The following is a 20,685-nucleotide window of genomic DNA, read 5'->3' as shown; positions in this document are numbered from 1 at the left end:
GTGCACGCCTGTGCTCAGTCGAACACGAACGGCCCCGGCGACTGCGGCCCGGTCGCCGTACAGGTGATCGTGATCCCGAAGACCGTCATCGTCAGCGAACCGCCGTACGTCTCCAGACTGTCACCGGAGGCGACGGTGCCGCTGAGCGGACCGACGGTCACGGGATCCCCGGCGGCCATCGCCGGGTTCTTCGTGCCGGTGAAGGCCGTGGTGCCGCCGGTCGCCTTCACCAGGGTCAGGGTGGACGTGATCGAGTCCTGCGCGAGCGCGATCGGCGCGGTGATCGCGGTGGATGTGAGGGTGAGGGTGGCCGCGGTGCCGTCCTGGGTGGCCGTGAGCGTCGCCTCACCGCCGCCGAACGCCCCGCAGTCCGCGGTGATCGTCGCCGACTGTGGGGTGACGGCGACGGCGGTGGGCGCGAAGGCGAGCCCGGCGGCCGCGAGGGCCCCGACCGCCAGTACCGCACCGGTACGTATGCGCTTGCCTGTCATCTGAATCCGGTTCCCTTCCCGAATCTGGGAATGCCATGTGGGGATGGACGGGAGATGCGCCGACGGAGCGCCCGGAGCAGGCGGGTGCGGACACACTGCGTGACAACCGAATCTGACGGTCCGTCGGAACTACCGGTTCCATTGATGCGCGAGAGACAGGGAACGGCAAGGATGAATTCCGGACGACTCTTCAGCCCGCCGTGACGGTCACCCGAACCGTCCCGTCCGGCGCAGCCACCAGCACCGGCGTCTGAGGCCCGCCCAGATCCCGTACCGCCGCCCGGTCCTCCGCGGACGCGGACTCCTCCTCGGTCACCACCGCCGCCGCCTCCAGCGACTTCGCGCCGGACGCCACCGCCATGGCCACCGCCGTCTGCAGGGCGCTCAGCTTCAGGGAGTCGAGGGCGACGGTGCCGGCCACGTACGTACGGCCGGTCTCGTCTCGTACGGCCGCCCCCTCGGGCACACCGTTGCGGGCCCGGGCGGAGCGGGCCAGGGTGACGATCTTCTTGTCCTCGGGGTCAAGCGCGTTGCTGTCGGTCATGCCCTGAGCATACGAAGAACCGCGCCGCTCACCCGGCCACGGGGTACATCGCCCCGCGCCTGCCCTCCGGAGAGGCCAGCCACTCCAGCTTCGCCGCGGTGTTCACCTCGTCCAGTGGGGTGTGCAGCACGATCGTCAGATCGGGCCGGGCCGGCACCTTCATAGCCGTCGACTCCACGACCAGCAGCCCGACCAGCGGATGGTCGAGCTCCTTGCGGATCTGCCCCGCGTCCTCGATGTCCCGCTCCTCCCACAGCGCGGCGAACTCCTCGCTCGTGGCCTTCAGCTCGGCGACCACCTGCTGGAACCCCTCGTCGTCGGGACAGGCGGAGCACGCCGCCCGGAACTGGGCGACGACCGTGCGCGCGTTGTGCTCCCAGCTGTTGCTCCGGGACCGGTACAGCTCATCGGTGAAGAAGTCGACGATGCAGTTCTGCGTGGTGCCGGGACGCATGCCGAGCACCATCGCGGCGGCGTCGTTGTACATCACGCAGTTGTAGTACATGTCCATGATGTGCGCCGGATACGGCATCCACGTGTCGATCACCCGGCGCAGCCCGTCGCACATGTCCCGCTTCTCGGGCGCCACTTCGGGCGCGGGCGGGTTCAGCCCGGCGAGGACGTACAGATGGCGGCGCTCGGCGTTGCTGAGCCGCAGCACGCGGGCGACGGAGTCGAGCACCTGCGGCGAGACGGAGATGTCCCGGCCCTGCTCCAGCCACTGGTACCAGGAGGCACCCACCCCCGCGAGCACCGCGACCTCCTCGCGGCGCAGACCAGGCGTACGGCGCCGCGCCCCGCCGTCCGGCAGGCCCGCCTCGGCCGGGGTGACCCGGGCCCGTCTGCTGACCAGGAACTCGCGCAGTTCACGCAGCCGATGACTCTTCAGCGCGTCCTCAGGCACGGACAGATCCCCCTCGTGCTGTCTGGTGGTGCCACCACCACCATAAGTTCTGACTCCCCATGGTTATTCCGGCCGCCGGAAGCTCTTGCCATGGCGATCGAAACCACCACCTCACCCACCGCTCCCGTGCGGGATCCGCTCGGCAGTGCCGACACTTCCGGCAGTACCCGCCTGTCGACGCGCGACAAACTCGTCCTCTTCGTCCTGTGCGCGGCCCAGTTCATGGTCGCCCTGGACTTCTCCGTCCTGAACGTGGCCCTGCCCGCCCTCGGCACCGACCTCGGCATGAGCACCTCCGCCCTCCAGTGGGCGGTCACGGCGTTCGCGCTGCCGTCCGGCGGCTTCCTGCTGCTCTTCGGCCGCATCGGCGACCTCTACGGCCGCCGCCGGCTGTTCCTGACCGGCCTGGCCCTGTTCGGCGCGGCCTCGCTGCTGGCCACGTTCGCCTGGGACCCGGCGTCCTTCCTCACCGGACGCGCCCTGCAGGGCCTGGGCGCGGCGGCGATCGTGCCCACCGGCATGTCCCTGCTGACCACGACCTTCCCCGAGGGCCCGGCCCGGGACCGCGCCCTCGGCATCTCCGGCACCCTGCTGTCGCTGGGCTTCACCATCGGCATGGTGGCGGGCGGTGTCCTGACCGACGCGCTCGGCTGGCGCTCCACGATGGGCCTGCTCAGCGTGTTCGCGGTGATCGTGCTGCCGCTGGCCCCGGGCCTGCTCCCCGAGTCCCTCCCCCATAGCCTTAAGGGCATGGGAGGTGCCCCCATCCCGGACCGCCCCCGACTGGACGTGCCCGGCGCGGTCACCGTCACCGGCGGTCTGCTGTCCCTGATCTACGCCCTCTCGACGGCCGCCGACCACGGCTTCGCCCGCACCGACGTCGTCACCACACTGATCGCGGGCCTCCTGCTGCTGGCCGCCTTCGTCGCCGTCGAGTCCCGCGCGCACGCACCCCTGGTCTCGCTGCCCATGCTGCGCCGCCGCACGGTGGCCTGGGGCAACCTGGGCGGTCTGGTCACCTTCTCGATGATGTCGACGGTCGTCTTCGTCCTGACCCTGTACCTCCAGGACGTCCTGCACCTGTCGGCCTTCGAGACCGGCCTGGTCTTCGGCGTCCAGGGCGCGCTGTCGGTCGTGGCGGGCTCGCTCACCCCGAAGGTCATCGGCCGCTTCGGCGCCCGCCGCACGCTGGTCGGCTCGCTCGCCGGGCAGGGCGCACTCGTCGCCACGCTGCTCGGCCTGAACGCCCACACCTGGTCGGTGTGGCTCGCCACGGCCGCCGTCTCCCTGGCCAGCATGTTCCACCTGGGCGCGATCATCTCCTACGGCCTCACGGCCACCTCCGGCGTCCCGGACGAGGAACAGGGCCTGGCCACCGGCCTGGTCACCTCGACCCAGCAGATCGGCCTCACCGTCGGCATCCCGCTGCTGGGCGTCCTGGCGACCACGTCGGACGACCTGCTGGCCGGCGTCCACACGGTGCTGGCTCTGGACGCGGCGATCGTGCTCGTGGCCTCCGTACTGGTGGCGCTGGGACTGCGCCTGACTCAGCCGAGGGTCTGAGTGAGCTCGCTGCGCGTGGCCGTGTGGACGACACGGCCACGCGCTCCGTTCACGAGCGGCAGATACGGCGGTACGTGGCCGCACTCGACGTCGGCGACGATCGGCACGTTCAGGGAGCCGAGGGCGTCGAGGACCGCTTCGTGCTGGGTGAGGGTGCGGCCGTCCGGCGCGTTGGTCCGGCCGACGAGTACCGCGTTCGCCGCGTCGAAGAAGCCGGCCAGGCGCATGCCGTGCAGGTTGCGGCAGATGGTGTAGGCGTTGTCCTCACACGCCTCGACGTACACGAGCAGCCCCTCCGGAGCCGAACTCCGCGCGAAGGACGCGACGTCCAGGTACGGCGTTCCCGCGAGATTGACGAGGGTCTCGATGCAGCCGCCGATCAGCCGGCCCTCGACGTCCACGTCTCCGTCGTCGTCGAGGCGGGTCCACCGGCCGGGGGTGTCGAGGGTGAGGTCGCGGACGTCCGGGTGGGCTCGGTAGTCGTCCCAGCCCGTCGAGCGGTAACGGCCCGGCGGGGTCTGCGCGAACGGCCGGCCCTGGGGTGCGGAGACGATGTCCAGCCAGGTCAGCAGCCCCTCGGGCGCCCGATAGGGCGTGTCCATGAGGTTGTTGCCGTGCACGGTCGCCGTCCCGGTCAGCAGGGTCAGCGGTGTCGCCACCGTCGAGATGTCGGACCAGCCGACCAGCCAGGTCGGTTCGGCCTCCCGCAGCCGGTCCCAGTCCAGCAGCGACACCAGGTCGATCGCCGTCTCCCCGCCCCACGGCGGCACCACGGCTCGGATGGCGGGGTCGGTCAGCATGTCCATCAGCTCGGCCGCGCGGTCGGCGGCGGGTGCGCTGAGGTGCCCGTCACCGTCCATGCACCGCCCGACGACCACCTCGTACCCGCGCGCCTCCAGATCACCGACCGCCACGTCCAGCCGCCCGCGCAGCTCCTTCGGGACCCCGCTGGACGGAGACGTGATGCCGACACGGTCACCGGGGCGCAGAGGGCGCGGGTATCGAACAGTCATGCGCTGGATTCTGACATGCGGTCAGACTGCCCCGCCAAGGGTTTACGGCCGGTCCAGCCGCAGCCGTTCCGCCCTCGGCAGCCCGGCCACCACCAGGTCGTACGAGTCCTCGACCAGCTCCCGGACCAGCCGGTCGGGAAGCTCGCCGTCGACCGTGACGGTGTTCCAGTGGCGCTTGTTCATGTGGTAGCCGGGGATGATCAGGCCGGAGTGCTCGCCCCGCAGCCGGACCGCGTCGTCCGGGTCGCACTTGAGGTTGACCGTCAGGGGCCGCGCGTCCAGGTTCGTCAGGGCGAAGAGCTTGCCCAGGACCTTGAAGACGGACGTCTCCGGGTTGAACGGGAAGTCCTCCACGGCCGCGTTGAAGGACAGGCAGAGGGCGCGCAGCTCCTTGGGGGTCACTCCGGTTTCGTCTCCTCGTCGTCGGGCGGGTCGGCGGGGACCACCGGCTCCACCAGCACCGTCACGATCTTGTTCCGGCGGCCGGCGGAGGCCTCCGCGGTCAGCCGCAGTTCGCGCCCGTCGGGGAGTTCGACCACGGACGACGCGCCGGCGATGGGCACCCGGCCCAGCGCCTTCGCCAGGAGTCCGCCGACGGTCTCCACGTCCTCGTCGTCATACTCCTCCAGGCCGTACAGCTCGCCGAGGTCGGTGATGTCGAGGCGGGCGGTGACCCGGTAGCGGTCGTCGTCCAGCTCCACCACCGGCGGGAGTTCACGGTCGTACTCGTCGGTGATCTCGCCGACGATCTCCTCGAGGATGTCCTCGATGGTGACGATGCCGGCCGTGCCGCCGTACTCGTCGATGACGACGGCGACGTGGTTGCGGTCCTGCTGCATCTCGCGCAGCAGGTCGCCGGCGTTCTTGGTGTCGGGCACGAAGGCGGCGGGCCGCATCGCCGTCGACACCAGCTCGCTCTCCGCGTCCCGGCTGATGTGCGTCTTGCGGACCAGGTCCTTCAGGTACACGATCCCGACTATGTCGTCCTCGCTCTCGCCCGTGACGGGGATGCGCGAGAAACCGGAGCGCAGGGCCAGGGTGAGGGCCTGACGGATGGTCTTGTAGCGCTCGATGACGACGAGGTCGGTGCGCGGGACCATGACCTCCCGTACGAGCGTGTCGCCCAGCTCGAAGACCGAGTGCACCATGCGGCGCTCGTCGTCCTCGATGAGGGACTCCTTCTCGGCGAGGTCGACCAGCGCGCGCAGCTCGGCCTCGGAGGCGAACGGGCCGCGGCGGAAGCCCTTGCCGGGAGTGAGGGCGTTGCCGATGAGGATGAGCAGCGACGGGATCGGGCCCATGATCCGCGCGAGCGGCAGCAGCACGTACGCCGCCGCCGTCGCCGTGTTCAGCGGGTGCTGGCGGCCGATGGTGCGCGGGGAGACGCCGACGGCGACGTACGACACGAGGACCATGACCGCGATGGCGACCAGGAGGGCCTCGGCGGTGCTGTCGAACTCCTTCAGACAGGCGTACGTGACCAGCGCGGCCGCCGCCATCTCGCAGACGACGCGGACCAGCAGCGCCACGTTGAGGTAGCGGGTCGGGTCGGCGGCGATCTGGGCCAGCTTCGCGCTGCCGCGGCGGCCGGACTTCACGGCCTCCTCGGCGCGGAAGCTGGAGACGCGCGCGAGGCCCGCCTCCGCGCAGGCGGCGAGCCAGGCGACGACGACCAGGGCGATCGCGCCGACGACGAGTTGCGGACTCATGAGACGGTCGGGGCCGGAGACGGGCCGGTCAGACCCTTCTCCGCACGCCAGCCGTCCACGATGGCCGCCTGGAGGCCGAACATCTCGGCCTTCTCGCCGGGCTCCTCGTGGTCGTAGCCCAGCAGGTGCAGCACGCCGTGGACGGTGAGCAGCTGCAGCTCCTCGTCCATGGAGTGCTGCGTGGGCGCTTCCCTGCCCTGCCGCTCGGCGACCTCCGGGCACAGCACGATGTCGCCGAGGAGGCCCTGCGGGGGCTCGTCGTCGTCCTTCGACGGCGGACGCAGTTCGTCCATCGGGAAGGACATGACGTCCGTGGGCCCCGGCAGGTCCATCCACTGGATGTGCAGCTGCTCCATGGCGTCGGCGTCCACGACGATCACCGAGAGCTCGGAGAGCGGGTGGATGCGCATCCGCGCGAGCGCGTAACGGGCGATGTCGAGGATCGCCTGCTCGTCGACCTCGGTTCCGGACTCGTTGTTGACGTCGATCGACATGGTGCTGGCTTGTCTACTTCCGCTTGTTACGGGCGCCCTTGTGGGTGCCGTTCTCCGTACCGTTCTCGCTGTCGTACTTCTCGTACGCGTCGACGATACGGCCGACCAGCTTGTGCCGGACGACATCCTGGGACGACAGCCGGGAGAAGTGGACGTCGTCGAGGCCCTCCAGGATCTCCTGGACCTGGCGCAGACCCGACTTCGTGCCGTTCGGCAGGTCGACCTGCGTCACGTCACCCGTGATCACGATCTTCGAGTCGAAGCCGAGGCGGGTGAGGAACATCTTCATCTGCTCGGGGCTCGTGTTCTGGGCCTCGTCCAGGATGATGAAGGCGTCGTTGAGCGTACGGCCGCGCATGTAGGCCAGGGGCGCGACCTCGATGGTCCCCGCCGCCATCAGCCGCGGGATCGAGTCCGGGTCCAGCATGTCGTGCAGCGCGTCGTACAGCGGGCGCAGGTACGGGTCGATCTTCTCGTAGAGGGTGCCGGGGAGGAAGCCGAGGCGCTCGCCCGCCTCCACCGCCGGGCGGGTCAGGATGATGCGGTTGACCTGCTTGGACTGCAGGGCCTGGACCGCCTTGGCCATGGCGAGGTAGGTCTTGCCGGTACCGGCGGGGCCGATGCCGAAGACGATCGTGTGCTTGTCGATCGCGTCGACGTACCGCTTCTGGTTGAGGGTCTTGGGGCGGATCGTGCGGCCTCGCGAGGACAAGATGTTCTGCGTCAGCACCTCGGCCGGGGTCTCCAGGCCGTCGTTCGTCCCGTTCTCACTTGCCCTCAGCATGGCGATCGAGCGTTCCACTGCGTCCTCCGTCATCGGCTGCCCGGTGCGGAGCACCAGCATCATCTCGTCGAACAGGCGCTGGATGAGGGCGACTTCCCGCGGGTCGCCGACGGCGCTTATCTCATTGCCCCGGACGTGGATGTCGGCCGCCGGGAAGGCCGTCTCGATCACGCGCAGAAGGGAGTCGCCGGACCCCAGTACGGTCACCATGGGGTGCTGGGCGGGGACGGTGAACCGTGCTCTCGCCTGCCCCTGCGCGGGGCTGTGAGCTGTGGGTGTCTGAGTCATGGGCCGGCTCTGTAGGCCTGCGGTTCCTCCTCGTCACGGCCGCGTAGCTGAGGGCGGCCTCGCGATTCCAAGGGTACGACGGTGCACTGACAACGCCGTAGGGCTTTTCCGCACCGGAATCACTCGGGTACCGTCCGCCGCTCACGCCGACCGCCCGAATCCGATCGTCGGCACCGCCCTCCGCAGCGGCCACGGTCTGACCTGCTCCTCCCCCGGCAGCAGGCGGTCCAGGAACGCGTACCGCCGCAGCGCGGCCGGATCCTGCTCCTCGACCGACTGCACCCGGCGCCACCAGGCCGCGATCTCCGACCAGCCGGGGGCGGACAGCGAGCCCCCGAACTCCTGGACGGAGAGGGCGGCGGTGAGGCCCGCGAAGGCCAGGCGGTCGGCCAGCGGCCAGCCCGCCAGGGTGCCCGTGACGAAGCCCGCCACGAAGACGTCGCCGGCGCCGGTCGGGTCGAGGGCCTCGACGGCGATCGCCGGGACCTCGGCGGTCTCGCCCGTGCGCCGGTCCACCGCGTACGCACCCTCCGCGCCGAGGGTGACGACGGCGAGCGGTACGTGTGCGGTGAGGGCGTGGGCGGCGGCGCGGGGGGAGTCGGCGCCGGTGTAGCGCATGGCCTCCTCGGCGTTCGGCAGGAACGCCTCGCAGTGTTGAAGGTCGGCGAGGCCCGCCAGGTCCCAGGCGCCGGTGTCGTCCCAGCCGACGTCCGCGAAGATGCGGGTGCCCTCGCGGGCGGCCTGGGCGATCCAGGGGGCGCGCCTGCCGGGCGTGAGCGAGGCGACGGCGGCACGCGCGCGTGGGGCGTGGTCGGGGGCGCCCCCTTGAAGGCGTACGGCTTCGGGGGGCGGCTCGTGGCCGTGGGAGACCATCGTGCGCTCGCCCTCGTACGCCATAGAGACGGTGACCGAGGAGTGCCAGCCGGGGACCGTGCGGGACGGCGAGAGGTCGATGCCCTCGCCCTGCTCCAGCGCGTCCCAGCAGTACTCGCCGTAATGGTCGTCGCCGAAGGCCGCCGCGAGGGACGTCTTCAGGCCGAGGCGGGCCAGCGCGGTGGCCATGTTGGCTACGCCTCCAGGGCTCGACCCCATCCCGCGCGCCCAGGACTCGGTCCCGCGCACCGGGGCGGAGTCGAGCCCGGTGAAGATGATGTCCAGGAACACGTTGCCCGTGAGGTACACGTCCCAGGGCGGGTCGTCCGGTGTGCGTACGGCGGACAGGGGATCGACGTGGGCCTGACAGTGCTGCGGGCCCCCTGTGATGGGCGACGGTCCCTTTCCGGTGGACGCGTTGGACGCGGTCACGTGGCGCTCCCTGACGTGGTGCGGATCTGGCCAGTGTGCCACCCGCCCCCTTTTCGGGGCTCGGTTCACCTCCGGAGCGCAGAAGCGTGTGTCGAGGAGCCGCCCGTGCTCAGGCCTACCAGCGGGGCATCGACGGCGTGGCCCACCCGGGGTCCGCGATGCGCATCGCCGCCGCGTCGTCACGGTCCCTGAGCGATCCGTCGTCTTCGAGCCACCGTCGGTGCAGCAGCGCCAGCCTGTCGCGGTCGAGTTCCACGCCCAGCCCCGGAGCGTCCGACACGGCGACCTTGCCGGCCTCGAAGGTGAGGCGTTCGGTGAGGACGTCCTCCGACTGCCAGGGGTAGTGGGAGTCGCAGGCGTGGTGGAGGTCGGGGACGGTGGCCGCGACCTGGGTCATCGCGGCGAGGCTGATGCCCAGGTGGGTGTTGGAGTGCATGGACACCCCGACGCCGAAGGTGCGGCAGATGGCGGCGAGTCGCTGGGTGTTGCGCAGGCCGCCCCAGTAGTGGTGGTCGGAGAGCACGACCTGGACGGCGTCCTTGGTGAACGCCTCCTTGATCTCGGCGAAGGTCGTCACGCACATGTTGGTGGCGAGCGGTACGTCGGTCCCGGCGGAGACCTCGGCCATGGCCGGGGTGCCGAGCGCCGGGTCCTCCAGGTATTCGAGGACGCCTCCGAGTTCCTTCGCGACCTTCAGTGACGTCTCCACGGACCAGGCGCCGTTGGGGTCGAGGCGCAGGGGATGTCCGGGGAAGGCCTCCGCCAGGGCCCGTACGGCGGCGATCTCCTCGTCCGGCGGGAAGACGCCGCCCTTGAGCTTGAAGGACGTGAAGCCGTAGCGCTCCTTGAACCTGCGTGCCTGCTCGACGACTCCGGCCGGGTCGACCGCGGCACCCCAGTCGTCCTTCTCGGCGGCGACGCCCTCCGGGTGGTCGGCCCACTTGTAGAAGAGGTACGCGCTGTACTCGACCGCGTCCCGCACCTTCCCGCCGAGCAGCGCGTGCACGGGCAGGCCGAGGGCCTTGCCGAGGGCGTCGAGGCAGGCGACCTCGAAGCCGGAGACGACGGACAGGCGCAGCTTGTCGGCGGTCTGGACGCCGCGCAGTCCGCCGACGTCGACCTGCCCCAAGACCCTGGAGTCGTCCACGGACACCTCGTCGGCGAGGGTGAACAGGCCGTTCAGATCACTGACCTGACGTCCCTTCAGCTTCTCGGCGAAGGGCCGCGCCAGCTCCAGGTACTTGGTGTCGCCGTACGTCTCACCGAGCCCGGTGATCCCGTCCGCGGTCTCGACCTCCACGATCAGCCGGGGCGTGTACGGCTGGTGGACGCCCTGCGTGTTCAGCAGCGGCGGGTCGGCGACCAGGATCGGCGTCAGGCGGACGCTCGCGATGGTGAGGTTCACAGGTCGGCTCCCACGAGGTCGAGTCCGGTGGCCAGCAACAGCTTGAGGTCCGCCAGGTCGGCGGGCGACGGGTCGGTGAGCGGCGCGCGCACGGGTCCCACCGGACGGCCGCGCAGCCGGGACGCCGCCTTGACCAGGGACACGGCGTATCCGGGGACCCGGTCGCGCAGCTCGACGAGCGGGACGTAGAAGTCGCGCAGCAGCTTCTCGACCGCGCCGTCGTCGCCGTCGCGCAGGGCCGTGAAGAAGGCGCTCGCGATCTCGGGGGCGAAGGCGTGGACGGCCGAGGAGTAGGCCGGGATGCCGACGGTGGCGTAGGCGCGGGCCTGGATCTCGGCGGTGGCGGCGCCGTTGAAGAACAGGAAGCCCTCGGGGGCGGCGAGCGTGAGGCGCTGGAGCCGGTCGAGATCGCTGTGCCCGTCCTTGAGGCCGATGACGTTCGGAATGTCCGCGATGCGCCTCAAGGAGGCTGCCGTAAAGGCGACTTGCCCGCGCTGGTAGGCGATGAGCGGCAGCCGGGTGCGCGCCGCGATCTGCTCCAGCTGGGCGACCAGCCCATCCTGTGGGGCGGCGACCAGGTAGTGCGGGAGGACCAGGAGCGCGTCGGCGCCGGCCTCCTCGGCGATGCGGGCGAAGCGGGCGGCCTGCGCCCAGCCGTAGCCGATTCCGGCGACGACGGGCATCCGGCCGCCGGCCTCCTCGACCGCGATCGTGACGACCTGCCGGTACTCGTCCTCGTCCAGCGAGAAGAACTCGCCGGTCCCGCAGGCCGGGAAGACCGCGCCGGGGGCGGTGGCGATCTGGGCCGCGACGTGCGCGCGGAAGCCGTCCGGGTCGAGGGTGCCGTCGTCGTGGAAGCTGGTGAGCGGGAACGACAGCACGCCGCGTGCCATGCCGTCTCTCAGCCGTCGGGCCGTGTCCGGGTCGAGGGTCACCCTCGCTCATCTCCCTATGTAGACGTTATCTACGCATGAAGATGGTTAGGCAGGCGACCGGCAGGCGTCAATGGGTCGACCGAGGGCTTGGCGAGCCGATTACGATCGGCGCATGTCAGAGACAGGGAGCAGCCGCCCGGAGACCGGCGGTGTCCGCGAGGTGAAGTCCGCGGCGCGCACCGTCGACCTCCTTGAGCTGCTGGCCGCGCGCGGCGACCGTCCGGCGCGACTGCAGGAGCTCGCGGACGAGCTGGGTGTGCCGCGCAGTTCGATGTACGCGCTGCTGCAGACCCTGATCTCGCGCGGCTGGGTCCGCACGGACATCACCGGCTCCCTCTACGGCATCGGCATCCACGCCCTGCTCACCGGCACGAGCTATCTGGACTCCGACCCGCGCGTGCGGATCGTGCGGCCGTATCTCGACGAGGCCTCCCAGGCGCTGGGCGAGACGATCCACATGGGCCGGCTCGACGGTCGGGACGTGGCGTATCTGGCGACGCGGGAGTCGCACGAGTACCTGCGGACCATCAGCCGGGTGGGGCGCCGCCTGCCCGCGCACGTCGGCGCGCTGGGCAAGGCGATCCTGGCCGAGTGGCCAGACGACGAGCTGCCCGAGGGGCCGTACGAGGCACTCACGCCGAACTCGCACACCACCCGGGAGTCCCTGCTGACGGACCTCGCCGAAGTCCGCGGGCGCGGCTACTCGATCGACCGCGAGGAAGGCGTCCTGGGCATCGTCGGCTTCGGCTTCCCCCTGCGCTACGACTCCCCCGCCCAGGACGCCATCAGCTGCTCGGTGCCCGTCGCACGGCTCACCCCGGAGCACGAGCGGCAGATCATCGCGGTGATGCGCGAGATCAGAAGCAAGATCGAGGCAACGGCCCCGGGCGTGAGGGGCGCCCAGCACTGGCGTTAGAGCGCGCCGGGACCGTCATGGCCTCAGGGTCGCACTGACGCACCGTTCTCGGGCTCCGCCGGTAGCGCGGCGGAAGGAACGACGCCGACCACACGGTCGTCGACCTCCGTCCGCGGCCCGCGGTCCGGAACACGGTCCCGATCATCTTGCCCCGCCCCTAGGTAACTCAAGCGCCCTCATTTACCCGGCCTCTTGAGCCCCAAACGGAATGTGACTCACGTCACCCCACCCGCTCTTCTTCTCGAACGGCGCGCTTGATACAAATTGCCCGCGCGTTCCTGTCCGTCGACGGTCGTTGCCCACCCCCCTTTCTTGAGCCGCCTCTTTCGCATGCCCCAGGAACGCCCGTGTTCGCCCCTCGCACAACCCCCTGGCCCCTCGTTGCCCTTTTCACGGCCGGGTACCTCGCCCCGTATCTGCTGCCCACCACCGTCGGCAGGCTGGACGCGGGACTGCCGCTGTCCGCCACGCAGGCGGGGGCCGTCGGCAGTGCCCTGCTGCTGAGTTCGGCGTCGGCCGGGTTCGTCCTCGCGTCGCGGGTCGAACGGATCGGAGCCCGACGGCTGGCCCGTATCGGCCTCGCGCTCGCCGTGTTCGGCTACGGCGGGGCCGCCCTCACCCACTCCGTACCGGCCGTCGTCCTCGGCGCGCTGGTGGGCGGGTTCGGGTCCGGTACGGCCACCACGGTCGCCGCCACCCGGATCGCCGCCGAACGCGACCCGCACCGCGCCTCCGCACTCGGCCTGCTCGGTGTGTCCGCGCTCGCGGGCGTCGTCTATCTGACGGTGCCGCATCTCGGCCGGGGCCACGGGCAGCCGCTGGCCGCGATCGCCCTGACCGCTCTCGCCGTCTGGCCCCTGACGGGCCGTCTCCCGGGCCGTACGACCCTCCCGCAGACCCGGCGGCAGCGAGCCCGCCTCCCCCATCTCCGCTCCGGTCTCGTCCTCGCCGCGGCCATGCCCTGCTGGTCCCTCGTCCAGAACTCCCTCTGGGGAGTCAGCGGCCGCATCGGGCTGACCCAGGCGCACCTCACCGAGGCCGCCGTCGGTGTCGTCTTCGCCGTCGCGCTGGGGGCGGGCCTGCTGGGGGTCCTGGGCGCGGGAGCGCTCGGGCCGCGGCTGGGCCGGGCGCTGCCCATCGGGGCCGGTACCGCGCTCATCGCCGGCTGCGTCGTGGCCAGCGCGTCCGCGACCGACCTGACGACCTTCGCCGCGGGCGAGATCGCGTGGAACCTCCTCTACCCGGTGGTCCTTTCGTACCTCATCGGCCTCGCCGCCTCGCTCGACCCGCGCGGCCGCTGGGCGGTGCTCGTCGGCTCCGCGTCCTCGCTGGGTACGGCGGCGGGCCCGCTGACCGGCAGTCTCCTGTCGGCGCGAGCCGGGTTCCCCGACATGGGTGCCATCCTCGCCGCCGGGCTGCTCGTCGTCGCCGTACCCATGACCGCCGTCGCCCTGCACACCGCCGGCCGCCCGCTGCTGCCGGGCACGGTCCGGCGGCGGGGCGGCACGCCGGCCGCCGTGGTCGCCGCCTCCACCGGCGCGCCGACGGGAGCGGTCCCGCAGGTGGGTGCGCCGGAGCAGGCGGTCGTCGAGATCACGGTGGATACGCCCGCCGTTTCCGCCCGGGGCGCCTACGACACGGCGGGGCCCCGGCGGGCGGCTGCCGCACCGGGGCCCTCTGCCGAATAGGACGCGTGCCTACGAGAACTCGTACGCCTCCACCTCGGCGAGGTAACGCGCCCGGCGCTCCTCGTCGTCCTCCAGGAAGGAGGCGACGAAGGAGTTGCGGGCCAGTTCGCGCAGGCGGTCCTCGGTCAGGCCGAGGGCGGACCGTACGGCGTCGAAGTTGTCGCCGGCGTAGCCGCCGAAGTAGGCGGGGTCGTCGGAGTTGACCGTGCACAGCAGGCCGGCGTCCAGCATGGCGGGCAGCGGGTGGTCCGCCAGGACGTCCACGGTGCGCAGCCGGACGTTGGACAGGGGGCACAGGGTCAGCGGGATGCGCTCGCGCACCAGCCGCTCGACCAGCGCCGGGTCCTCCATGCAACGCAGGCCGTGGTCGACGCGCTCGATGCCGAGCACGTCCAGGGCCTCGGTGATGTACTGCGGCGGGCCTTCCTCACCGGCGTGCGCCACGCGTCGCAGCCCGAGGGCCGCGGCGGCCTCGTACACCTCACGGAACTTCACCGGCGGGTGGCCGACCTCGGCGGAATCCAGGCCGATGCCGGTGATCCGGTCGAGGTAGGGCTTCGCCGCGTCCAGGGTCTCCAGGGCCGACTCGGCGGAGTCGTCACGCAGGAAGCACAGGATCAGCCGGGTGGAGACGCCGTGGTTCTGCTCGCTGCGGCCGAGCGCCCGCCACAGCCCCTCGACGACCGTCCCCATGCCCACGCCCCGGGCGATGTGCGCCTGCGGGTCGAAGAAGATCTCCGCGTGCCGCACGCCCTGCGCGGCGGCGCGGGCGAGGTAGGCGTTCGCGAGATCCTCGAAGTCCTGCTCGGTGCGCAGGACGGCCATCAGCTCGTAGTACAGGTTCAGGAAGGACTGGAGATCATCGAACTGGTACGCCTTGCGGAGCTCTTCCGTGTCCGCGTACGGCAGCGTGACACCGTTGCGCGCGGCGAGCGCGAACGCCAGCTCGGGTTCCAGGGTGCCTTCGATGTGGAGGTGAAGTTCAGCTTTGGGGAGGGGCATCAAAGCATGGTACGGGGGTTTTATCTGCGCTTCGGAACCGGCACTCTCAGCAGATCGTGCGCCACGCTCAGCTCCCCCTCGAACCCGGCGGCCCGTGCCTGCCGCTCGAACTCGTCCGGCTCGGAGTAGCGCTGGCTGAAGTGGGTGAGCACCAGGTGCCGCACGCCCGCGTCCCGCGCCACCCGGGCCGCCTGCCCGGCTGTCAGGTGGCCGTGCTCCACGGCGAGCTCCTCGTCCTCGTCGAGGAACGTGGACTCGATGACGAGCAGGTCGCAGCCCTCGGCGAGCGCGTGCACGCCGTCGCACAGCCGGGTGTCCATGACGAACGCGAACCGCTGACCGCGCCGCGCCTCGCTGACGTCCTCCAGCGTGACGGCCCCGAGCGCGCCCTCGCGCTGGATCCGGCCCACGTCCGGGCCCTTGATGCCGTGCGCGGCGAGCCGGTCGGGCAGCATACGGCGACCGTCGGGCTCGACGAGCCGGTAGCCGTAGGACTCGACGGGATGGGAGAGCCGGCGCGCCTCGAGCGTGTACGTGCCCGTGACGGCGAGCGGGCCGTCCTCGGCGACGGGGGCCTCGGTGATGCCGACGGTCTCGCGGTAGGCGGTGGCGTAGCGCAGGCGGTCGAAGAAGCGCCGGCCGGAACGCGGGTAGTGGGCGGTGACCTGGTGCGGCACCTGGTCGAGGTTGATGCGCTGGATCACGCCGGCCAGGCCCAGGCAGTGGTCGCCGTGGAAGTGGGTGACGCAGATCCGGTTCAGGTCGTGCGCGGCGACCCCGGCACGCAGCATCTGCCGCTGCGTGCCCTCGCCGGGGTCGAAGAGGATGCCCTCGCCGTCCCAGCGCAGCAGGTAGCCGTTGTGGTTGCGGTGCCGGGTGGGGACCTGGCTGGCGGTGCCGAGGACCACCAGTTCACGTACGGACACGGCGACTTACCCGGGGGGCCAGTGCATGCCGCGGCCGCCGAGGACGTGCGCGTGGGCGTGGAAGACGGTCTGGCCCGCGCCGGCCCCGGTGTTGAAGACGACGCGGTAGCTCTCCAGCTTGTCCTCGTCGGCGACCGCCCGCGTCTCGCGCAGCACGTCCGCGGTGAGCGCCGGGTCGGCGACGGCGAGCTCGGCCGCGTTCGGGTAGTGCGCCTTGGGGATCACCAGGACGTGCGTGGGCGCCTGGGGGTTGATGTCCCGGAACGCGACGGTCGTCTCCGTCTCACGGACGATCGTCGCCGGGACATGCCCCGCCACGATCTTGCAGAACAGACAGTCGTCCTGCGGCTCCCCGCCCTCATTTCGCGCCATGCGTGTGCCTCCTCGCGCAGTTCACCTCGTACCAGGGCATCGTAGCGAGCCGGTGTGTCACTCCAGGCCCGGCAGGCTCGGCGGCGTCTTGGCGGGCGTCTCCTGAAGCGCCTCCAGCGCTATCCGGACCGCCTCCTCCAGCTGGACGTCCCGCCCGGCCGCGTGGTCCTGCGGGCGCTGCACCACCTCCACGTCGGGATCGACGCCGTGGTTCTCCACGCCCCACCCGTAACCCTCCAGCCAGAACGCGTACTTGGGCTGGGTGACCAGTGTGCCGTCGACCAGGTGGTAGCGGCTGTCGATGCCGATGACACCGCCCCAGGTGCGGGTGCCGACGACCGGTCCGATGCCGAGCGCCTTGATCGCCGCGTTGACGATGTCGCCGTCGGAGCCGGAGAACTCGTTGGCGACGGCGACCACCGGTCCGCGGGGCGCGTCGCGCGGGTAGCTGAAGGGCCGCATGCCACGGGGCAGGTCCCAGCCGACGATCCGCCGCGCCAGCTTCTCCACGATCAGCTGGGAGGTGTGGCCGCCCCGGTTCTCCCGGACGTCCACCACGAGGCCCTCCCGGATCACCTCGACGCGCAGGTCGCGGTGGATCTGCGCCCAGCCGGGCGCCTGCATGTCGGGGACGTGCAGATAGCCGAGCCGGCCGCCGGAGCGCTCGTGCACGTACGCCCGCCGGTCAGCGACCCAGGCGTGGTAGCGCAGCGGCTCCTCGTCCGCGGTCGGGACGACGACCGCGTGCCGCGGGTCGCCACCGCCCGCCGGGGAGATCGTCAGCTCCACCGGCCTGCCCGCCGTACCGACGAGGAGCGGTCCGGGGCCGGTCACCGGATCCACCGGATGCCCGGCGACCGCCACGATGGCGTCCCCGGCGCGCACCGCGACGCCGGGCGCGGCCAGCGGGGAGCGGCCCTTCGGGTCGGAGGTCTCCGACGGCAGGATCCGGTCGATGCGCCAGGTGCCGTCCGGGTGCCGGGAGATGTCGGCGCCGAGCAGGCCCTGGCGCGCGCCGCGGCCGTAGCCGCCGTTCGGCGTGATGTACGCGTGCGAGGTGCCGAGTTCGCCGTGCACCTCCCACAGCAGGTCGACCAGGTCGTCGTGGGTGGCGAGCCGGTCCAGCAGCGGACGGTAGCGCTCCAGGACGCCGTCCCAGTCGGTCCCGCCGAGGTCCGGCCGCCAGAAGTTGTCCCGCATGACGCGGCCGGTCTCCTCGTACATCTGCCGCCACTCGGCCGCCGGGTCGACGCTCTGCCGTACCCGGGTGAGGTCGACGGTGATGTTGGAGTCGCTGTCGTCGTCGTTCGAGGCGCGCCGGTCGCTGGGGACGACCTTGAGCCTGCCGTCGGTCCACAGCAGCAGCCGCTTGCCGTCGCCGGTGACCTCGAAGTCGTCGGCGTCGGCCGCCAGGTGCTCGATGCGCTGCTGGGCCAGGTCGTAGCGCTCCAGCTCGGTCTTGGGGTCGGGGTCGTCGGGGGTCGCGCGGGACGCGCCGAGGACACCGCGCACCGGGTGGCGCAGCCAGAGCACGCCGTCCTTGGCGGCGCGCAGGGTGGAGTAGCGGGCGGCCTCGACCGGGAAGGGGACGATGCGGTCGGCGAGCCCTTCGAGGTCGATCCGGGTCGCCGGCGTGCCCTCGCTGTCGGGGGTCTCGTCCTTGTCGGGGGCCTCGAAGGGGCGGCCGTGGCGCTGCGGTCCGAACGGCGACGGCGTGGTCGCGGCGAGCGTGATCAGGTGCGGGCGGGCGCCCTCGACGAACGCGAGGTCGAAGACGTGCTCGTCGTAGACCGGGTCGAAGGAGCGGGTCGACAGGAAGGCGAGATGCTTGCCGTCGAGGGTGAAGGCGGGGGCGTAGTCCTGGAAGCGCAGCGGGGTCGCCTCGGTGACCGACAGGTCGGTGGTGTTGGCGAGCCTGAGCTGGGTCAGCGGGTACGGGCCGGGGTGCGACCAGGCGAGCCAGGCGGAGTCGGGCGAGAAGGCGAGGCCCCCCACGTCCCCGTACTCGCTGCGGTCGACCTCGCGCACCTCGCCGGTCTCCCGCTCGACGAGCAGCAGCCGTCCGTCGTGCGCGGCGACGGCGGCACGGCTGCCGTCGGGCGCCATGGCCAGGTCGAGGACGCGGCCGAGCCGTCCGGCGGCGATCCGGCGCGGGGTCGCACCGGGGGCCAGGCCGGTCGAGGGCGCGAACTCCAGGGCGTCGTCGCCCTCCGCGTCCGTCACCCACACCACCCACTCCTCGCCCTCCGTGCGGAAGGTGCGCGGTAGCCTGGCCCGTACACCGGGCCGCGCGGCGAGCGCCCGGGCCGGTCCCGCGCGATGGGTGACCCAGTGGACGGCACCGCGCACGGCGACCGCACTGCCACGCCCGGTGTGGTCGGGGGATGCGGAGTCGAGCCAGCGGGCCGCGTTGACCGGGCCGGGCTGCCGGTCGGTGCGCTGCCCGCCGAGCCGGATGTCGAGCCGGCGCGGCTCGGCCCCGTCGAGGTCGTCGAGCAGCCACAGCTCACCGGCCGAGACGTACACGACACGGCTGCCGTCGCTCGCCGCGTGCCGGGCGTAGAAACCGTCGAGAGGGGTGTGCCGCCGCAGGTCGGAGCCGTCGGCGAGGGACGAGTACAGGGCGCCGGTGCCCTCGTGGTCGGAGAGGAAGGCGATACGCTCCCCCACCCACACCGGGTATTCGATGTTGCCGTCCAACTCGTCGTGAAGCCGCGTGAATTCACCGTCGCCTTCTTCACCTTCGGCGGCACGGTCGATCCACAACTTGCCCGCCGTACCGCCGCGATACCGCTTCCACCAGGCGGCCTCGCGCCCCATGGGCGCGGACAGCAGCACGGTGTGCGGCCCGTACGCCACGTCACCGACGGGCCCGTACGGCAGCACGGCGGCCGGTCCGCCGTCGAGCGGGACGGCACGGGCCCAGCTGCGGCGCAGGCTGGCCTGACCTTGGGTGCTGGTGGCGAGGACCTCGCCGTCCGGGGTCCAGCCGCGCACCCTGGTCATCCAACTGCCCCAGTACGTCAGCCGCTCGGCGGGGCCGCCGTCGACCGGGGCGATGTGCACCTCGGGGGCGCCGTCACGGGTGGAGGTCCAGGCGACGGTGGTGCCGTCGGGCGAGATACGCGGCAGGGTCACGGGCACGTTGTCGGCACTGACCCGCCAGGCCCGCCCGCCGTCGAGGGGCGCGAGCCACACGTCGTCCTCGGCGGTGAAGGCCACCAACTCGCCGTGCAGGTGCGGGAAGCGGAGATACGCCGACGAGGGCGATGCTGCTGCTGCGGGCTGTGTCACACGATCAGCCTATGCAGCGCCGCCGCCCGCGGACAGGGGAACGGATCTCTCACTTGCCCTCGACGGGCCGGCACTGCGGGTTGTTGTTCACGCACCAGACGGTCCTGGTGACGGTCACCGTGACGGTGGGCTGTCCCTGCTGCCCGCCGGTGCCCCCGTTGACGGGCGAGGGCGTGGCGTTGCAGTTCCCGAGCCCGCTCACATGGAACCACTGCTTGCCGCCCACTTTGGCGGTGAGGTCCCCGCGCACGCACGCGCCGTTGACGGCCCGGTTGACCTTCCCGGTGACGGTGATGTCCTTCCCGTCGTCCGTCGCGCCCTGGCAGTCGACGGAGGCGACGGTGTTCGCGCTCGCCGTGGCCGCCTGGTCGGCGTAATGGGCCGTGCAGCTGAGCCACCGCACGTTCACGTGCTGCCGTTCGAGTTCCTTCGTCGCGGTCCGGTCGGTCGTGTACGCCACCGAGGCTGAATTCAGCCCACCCGGATCGCACGCCACGACGCCACCCACGGCGACCATCGCACACCCTGCCACTGCCACCACCCGCGTCCCGCGCGGGCGAGCCCAAATCCGCCTCAATACCCCCATGGAGGACAGCGTGCCACTCGCGGCGGCAGGACGGTAGACCGCATACGGTCACAATGCGAGCGGGGTCAGCCACGCAGCAGCAGCCACTCCTGAAGCTCCACCAGGTTGCCCTCCGGGTCCTTGAGGTGGGCCACGCGCATGCGGTCGCCCAGGAAGGACGGGCCGTGCAGCAGGGTCGCGCCGCGGGCGGCTATCCGCGCGCAGTAGGCGTCCAGATCGTCGACGCGAAGCACCACGAGGGAGCGGTGGCCCGTCGCCGAGTCCCGCAGTTCCCCGAGGACTTGGGCCATCGTGGCCCGGTCCTGAAGAGCGATGCCCGCCGATCCCGTGGCGGGGCTGAACTTCTCGTACGGCCCCTCCGTCGCCCCCGACTGCGGCTTGAGGCCGAGGACGTCGGCGTAGAAGCGGTAGCAGGCGGCGAAGTCGGTGACGAGCAACCGTATCTGGGCGAGTTCCACGGCAGCCT

Annotated in this window: 20 protein-coding genes; 3 read left to right on the top strand and 17 right to left on the bottom strand. The window is 71.6% G+C overall.

The annotated features are described in order from the left end of the window. Nucleotides 1-14: 14 nt before the first annotated feature. From ABT114_RS09580 to ABT114_RS09570, 3 genes are all read right to left on the bottom strand, one after another. Nucleotides 15-491 carry a hypothetical protein gene (locus ABT114_RS09580; RefSeq protein WP_351140376.1) on the bottom strand — a complete coding sequence of 159 codons (477 nt, stop codon included), beginning with the start codon at nucleotides 489-491 and terminating at the stop codon, nucleotides 15-17. A 190-nt stretch (nucleotides 492-681) separates the two neighbouring features. After that, complete coding sequence (locus ABT114_RS09575) at nucleotides 682-1,035, bottom strand: cytidine deaminase-like protein (RefSeq protein WP_351140374.1); 354 nt, start codon at nucleotides 1,033-1,035, stop codon at nucleotides 682-684. A gap of 28 nt (nucleotides 1,036-1,063) precedes the next feature. After that, nucleotides 1,064-1,939, bottom strand: coding sequence for a helix-turn-helix transcriptional regulator (locus ABT114_RS09570; protein ID WP_351140372.1), 876 nt, complete (start codon nucleotides 1,937-1,939; stop codon nucleotides 1,064-1,066). A gap of 90 nt (nucleotides 1,940-2,029) precedes the next feature. Here ABT114_RS09570 and ABT114_RS09565 point away from each other — a divergent pair, with 90 nt between their 5' ends. Further along, on the top strand, nucleotides 2,030-3,502 hold the full coding sequence (locus ABT114_RS09565; protein WP_351140370.1) for an MFS transporter: 1,473 nt from the start codon (nucleotides 2,030-2,032) through the stop codon (nucleotides 3,500-3,502). Here the strand turns inward: ABT114_RS09565 and ABT114_RS09560 are convergent. From ABT114_RS09560 to ABT114_RS09525, 8 genes are all read right to left on the bottom strand, one after another. Next, on the bottom strand, nucleotides 3,487-4,515 hold the full coding sequence (locus tag ABT114_RS09560; RefSeq protein ID WP_351140367.1) for a S66 family peptidase: 1,029 nt from the start codon (nucleotides 4,513-4,515) through the stop codon (nucleotides 3,487-3,489). The genes ABT114_RS09565 and ABT114_RS09560 overlap by 16 nt on opposite strands. Nucleotides 4,516-4,557: 42 nt before the next feature. Continuing rightward, nucleotides 4,558-4,917 carry an MmcQ/YjbR family DNA-binding protein gene (locus tag ABT114_RS09555; protein WP_351140365.1) on the bottom strand — a complete coding sequence of 120 codons (360 nt, stop codon included), beginning with the start codon at nucleotides 4,915-4,917 and terminating at the stop codon, nucleotides 4,558-4,560. After that, nucleotides 4,914-6,224, bottom strand: coding sequence for a hemolysin family protein (locus ABT114_RS09550; protein ID WP_351140363.1), 1,311 nt, complete (start codon nucleotides 6,222-6,224; stop codon nucleotides 4,914-4,916). The genes ABT114_RS09555 and ABT114_RS09550 overlap by 4 nt, the downstream gene beginning before the upstream one ends. Then, entirely contained in the window at nucleotides 6,221-6,718 is a 498-nt protein-coding gene (ybeY, locus tag ABT114_RS09545) for an rRNA maturation RNase YbeY (RefSeq protein ID WP_351140361.1), read from the bottom strand. The genes ABT114_RS09550 and ybeY overlap by 4 nt, the downstream gene beginning before the upstream one ends. A gap of 13 nt (nucleotides 6,719-6,731) precedes the next feature. After that, nucleotides 6,732-7,790, bottom strand: coding sequence for a PhoH family protein (locus ABT114_RS09540; RefSeq protein WP_351140359.1), 1,059 nt, complete (start codon nucleotides 7,788-7,790; stop codon nucleotides 6,732-6,734). Between the two features lie 141 nt (nucleotides 7,791-7,931). Then, on the bottom strand, nucleotides 7,932-9,095 hold the full coding sequence (locus tag ABT114_RS09535) for a carbohydrate kinase family protein (protein ID WP_351140357.1): 1,164 nt from the start codon (nucleotides 9,093-9,095) through the stop codon (nucleotides 7,932-7,934). Nucleotides 9,096-9,210: 115 nt separating this feature from the next. Then, entirely contained in the window at nucleotides 9,211-10,500 is a 1,290-nt protein-coding gene (locus tag ABT114_RS09530; RefSeq protein ID WP_351140355.1) for a glucarate dehydratase family protein, read from the bottom strand. Beyond that, nucleotides 10,497-11,435 carry a 5-dehydro-4-deoxyglucarate dehydratase gene (locus tag ABT114_RS09525; protein WP_351140353.1) on the bottom strand — a complete coding sequence of 313 codons (939 nt, stop codon included), beginning with the start codon at nucleotides 11,433-11,435 and terminating at the stop codon, nucleotides 10,497-10,499. The genes ABT114_RS09530 and ABT114_RS09525 overlap by 4 nt, the downstream gene beginning before the upstream one ends. 112 nt (nucleotides 11,436-11,547) lie before the next feature. Between ABT114_RS09525 and ABT114_RS09520 the strand changes: the two genes are divergently transcribed. Together ABT114_RS09520 and ABT114_RS09515 are read left to right on the top strand one after the other, a co-directional pair. After that, on the top strand, nucleotides 11,548-12,351 hold the full coding sequence (locus ABT114_RS09520; protein ID WP_351140351.1) for an IclR family transcriptional regulator: 804 nt from the start codon (nucleotides 11,548-11,550) through the stop codon (nucleotides 12,349-12,351). 347 nt (nucleotides 12,352-12,698) lie between these two features. Further along, on the top strand, nucleotides 12,699-14,039 hold the full coding sequence (locus ABT114_RS09515) for an MFS transporter (protein ID WP_351140348.1): 1,341 nt from the start codon (nucleotides 12,699-12,701) through the stop codon (nucleotides 14,037-14,039). A gap of 9 nt (nucleotides 14,040-14,048) precedes the next feature. On the opposite strand, the gene ABT114_RS09510 is transcribed toward ABT114_RS09515, so the two are convergent. From ABT114_RS09510 to ABT114_RS09485, 6 genes are all read right to left on the bottom strand, one after another. Next, nucleotides 14,049-15,041: an adenosine deaminase gene (locus ABT114_RS09510; RefSeq protein ID WP_351140346.1), complete on the bottom strand. Its 993-nt coding sequence runs from the start codon at nucleotides 15,039-15,041 to the stop codon at nucleotides 14,049-14,051. A gap of 20 nt (nucleotides 15,042-15,061) precedes the next feature. After that, nucleotides 15,062-15,967 (bottom strand): ribonuclease Z, encoded by a 906-nt coding sequence (locus ABT114_RS09505; RefSeq protein WP_351140344.1) that lies wholly within the window; start codon nucleotides 15,965-15,967, stop codon nucleotides 15,062-15,064. Between the two features lie 6 nt (nucleotides 15,968-15,973). After that, nucleotides 15,974-16,339 (bottom strand): histidine triad nucleotide-binding protein, encoded by a 366-nt coding sequence (locus tag ABT114_RS09500; RefSeq protein WP_351140342.1) that lies wholly within the window; start codon nucleotides 16,337-16,339, stop codon nucleotides 15,974-15,976. Between the two features lie 57 nt (nucleotides 16,340-16,396). Further along, complete coding sequence (locus ABT114_RS09495) at nucleotides 16,397-19,633, bottom strand: S41 family peptidase (protein WP_351140340.1); 3,237 nt, start codon at nucleotides 19,631-19,633, stop codon at nucleotides 16,397-16,399. Nucleotides 19,634-19,682: 49 nt separating this feature from the next. Then, complete coding sequence (locus tag ABT114_RS09490; RefSeq protein WP_351140338.1) at nucleotides 19,683-20,093, bottom strand: hypothetical protein; 411 nt, start codon at nucleotides 20,091-20,093, stop codon at nucleotides 19,683-19,685. 191 nt (nucleotides 20,094-20,284) lie between these two features. Beyond that, the gene (locus tag ABT114_RS09485) at nucleotides 20,285-20,677 is read right to left on the bottom strand and encodes a VOC family protein (protein ID WP_351140336.1); all 393 of its coding nucleotides are present in this window, start codon (nucleotides 20,675-20,677) and stop codon (nucleotides 20,285-20,287) included. Nucleotides 20,678-20,685 lie beyond the last annotated feature (8 nt).

This window comes from Streptomyces sp. NPDC002088 (assembly GCF_040296605.1).
Classification (GTDB): Bacteria; Actinomycetota; Actinomycetes; order Streptomycetales; family Streptomycetaceae; genus Streptomyces.
Note: the sequence above shows the minus strand (reverse complement) of the source record. Positions and strands in the feature narration are given on the sequence as shown.